The organism is Promineifilum sp. (SeqCode) (genome assembly GCF_041918635.1).
Taxonomy (GTDB): Bacteria; Chloroflexota; Anaerolineae; order Promineifilales; family Promineifilaceae; genus Promineifilum.
In genome coordinates this window covers 1-2,672 of the sequence record NZ_JAYRVJ010000143.1, presented here as the reverse complement: position 1 = coordinate 2,672, position 2,672 = coordinate 1, and the positions used below count along the sequence as shown (strand labels likewise).

Here is a 2,672-nt window from a genome sequence, read left to right as displayed (position 1 = left end):
GGCCGGGCGCGGCGCGTTCTTGGGGTTCTCGGCCAAGGCGATCTCTTTGGCCTTTTCCTCTAGTTCGGGCGGGAGAACCTTGTCAATACAGGCTTTGATCGGCGTGCTATCGGACATCGTGATACCTCCTGACTGTCTATTCTAATTGATCTGGCCCAGTTTGTGCTCTGGGCGCTTTTGGCTGCTGTCTATGCCAGTTCATCTGTGGGCGCAACACCGCGACGCGCTGGATCAACGCATCCAGTTGATCGCGCCTTTCCATATAGTCGAGCAGCGCCCGCGCTTTTACCGAGCGCGTCTCGCCCTGCAAGCTATCCCAGTCAACACCCAGGTCAAAGACCACGGATTGTAGCTCTTCAAAGGTGAACACGTCGTTGAGCATTGCTTGCAGCCGGTTCAGCCGCGCCGCTTTATCCTCCGGCGTCAGATCGATTTCAGGCAGATGCTTTTTCAGCGCGTCCACGAAAATAGGATCGGCCAGTAGGTCGCGCGCCCATAGTATGATGAGGGTACTACTGGACTTCTTTCCTTGTCGGGTTTCCTGGGGGCTTGGCCGCTGCTGAAGGCCGTGTCGAATCGCAACTACTTGCCACTTCTCATCAAAGCAGGGCGCGCCGGCTGCGCCAACCGCGCGAAAAGGGCTGAAGAGATCGATGCGCAGATCCCCATCGGCTCCAGACTGCGCCTGGGCAAATTCGAGCCTCTGGGGGCCACCCTGCACGTGATGCAAGATGGAAAGGCTGCGGCCGGCGGTTACTGGTTCTGGCGTGAGTGACAGCCAGCCGCGAACCATGTCCTCGCCTGGAACCAGGTCATCGCCCGGACTATCCTTCAGCCGCGCGAGGATGTAGCCGAGTGGGACATTACCCTCAAAGCCGAAGCCGGTGTCATTCTTCGCCACCAGCCAATCATCGGCGAAACGATAGACCGTAGGCGCGCCCGCTGCGCCGTTGGGCGCCTCCAAATCGTCGAACTTAGCTTGCTTTATGCCCTGCTCCCACTTTCTGCGGTCGGCCTCTCTAGTGGTAATCCAACTCGGTAAGAGCAGTAAGTCCGGCGCCACCAGGAAGCCGGTGCATATGGTCTCAGCCCCCTCCACTTTGCATACGGCGCGCATCGCCTGGCGCATGCCCAGCGCCCAGTTGAAGATGAGTTCCGGCGCGGCCCACACCGGCCCCGTCTGATCGAACGAGTTGAGCGGCATGGCCTTGGGCAAGGCATTGAGTTGTTCCCGCGGCATGGATCGGTTGAGGATGTTGATGACCGATCCCGTGAAATTACCACTGAGGGATACGTTGCTGCCCGTGATGACTGAGCCGGTGAAGTTCCCGGCTACTACGGTATCGCCCGGGCTAGTTGGCCCTGCAGGGTACTTCTCGCCGCCAGGGACGGTGAGCTGCTGCTGCAACGCCTGCAAGATACGGTTATCCGGCTGGCGCTGCAGGGCGCGCTCGACCAGCGCTTCGGTCTTGCCCTGCCGCTCGAACAGCGTGGCGACGCTCAGCAGCGTGTTGTTGTAGGTGCTGTCGCCCGTTGGCAGTTTGCCAATCTCATCGGGGAACTCGGCCTGAAGGAAGGCCATCAAGCTGTCGTGCGTCTCAAACGAGTTGAACAGCCCCTGCGCAACCTGATCCAGCAGGGCGGCTGTCAGCGTGCCCGGCGGCGCGCCGCCGCTCAGCGAGCCGCGCAACAGCGCCACCAGTCCGGACACGAACGGCTGCGTCGGCGCGTGCAGGGCGAACAGTTGCCGGAAGAAGTCAGGCCAGTCGTCCGGTTGCGCCGCCCCCACCGCTGCCATCGCCCGCTCAGGTTGCCCGGCGTCGAGCAGTTGCGCCACGTTCGCCAACGCGCTGGCCGACTGCTTGCGCTGCTTGCCCGGCGCGCGGCTCCAGTCGCGCAGCAGGGCGGCCAGTTGCCGCCGGCCGGCCTCGGCGGCGAACGTCGCGCTGAACGCGGTCACCGCGCGGCCGACCGTCTCCGGCCGCTCGACGCCGATCTCCTCCACCACATCCAGTAGCAGGCCGGGCTGGGAGCGCAAGGCTGTATCGGCCAGCGCGTCAAGCGCCTCATGGGCTTGGTCGATGGTCGCCGGTTCGGGGGCGCACTCATTCGGGTCAAGCCGGCACAATCGCAGGCGGTGCATGAGGATTTCCAGCGCCAGCAACTCCCGCCGCGCCGGTTCCGGGGCGGCGTCGAGTCCGGCGATGCGGGCCAGTAGTTTTGCCGCCCGGCCGAAGTGCCCCAACTTCTCGTTGGCTCGCAAGGCCACGAAGAGCAGGTCGAGTTCTAGAGCGACATCACCGGCTTGACGCGCCGAGAAAAGTCCCTCATTCGCTACAATGCGCGCCTCCGGGTAGCGGCCGAGCGTCTCCAACGCCTGCGCCTCCAAACGGAACAGCGGGCTTCCGGGCAGCCGGTCGCGAATCTCCGACAATAGCTGGAGCGCCTCAGCCGGCCGGTTGACGGCCAGGGCGTCCTGGGCGCGCGTGGCGACGAACTCCTCCTTGCTTTGGGCATCAGCCTCGTTCCAGTCGAACTCGATGCCGCCGGTTGTGGTTCCCAGCTTCGAGATGAGGTAGCCGCGCCGTTCGAGCGGGATCTCATCTATCGCCTCCCGCAGGAGGTTCACAATTCCCTCCATCCAGCGCGCGTCGATCTCCTCGCGCGGCTGG

Annotated in this window: 1 pseudogene; it reads right to left on the bottom strand. The window is 63.7% G+C overall.

Annotation, left to right across the window (positions count from 1 at the left end):
• Window positions 1-136: 136 nt before the first annotated feature.
• Window positions 137-2,672: pseudogene (locus ACE3UY_RS04735) on the bottom strand (hypothetical protein); the annotation flags it as partial.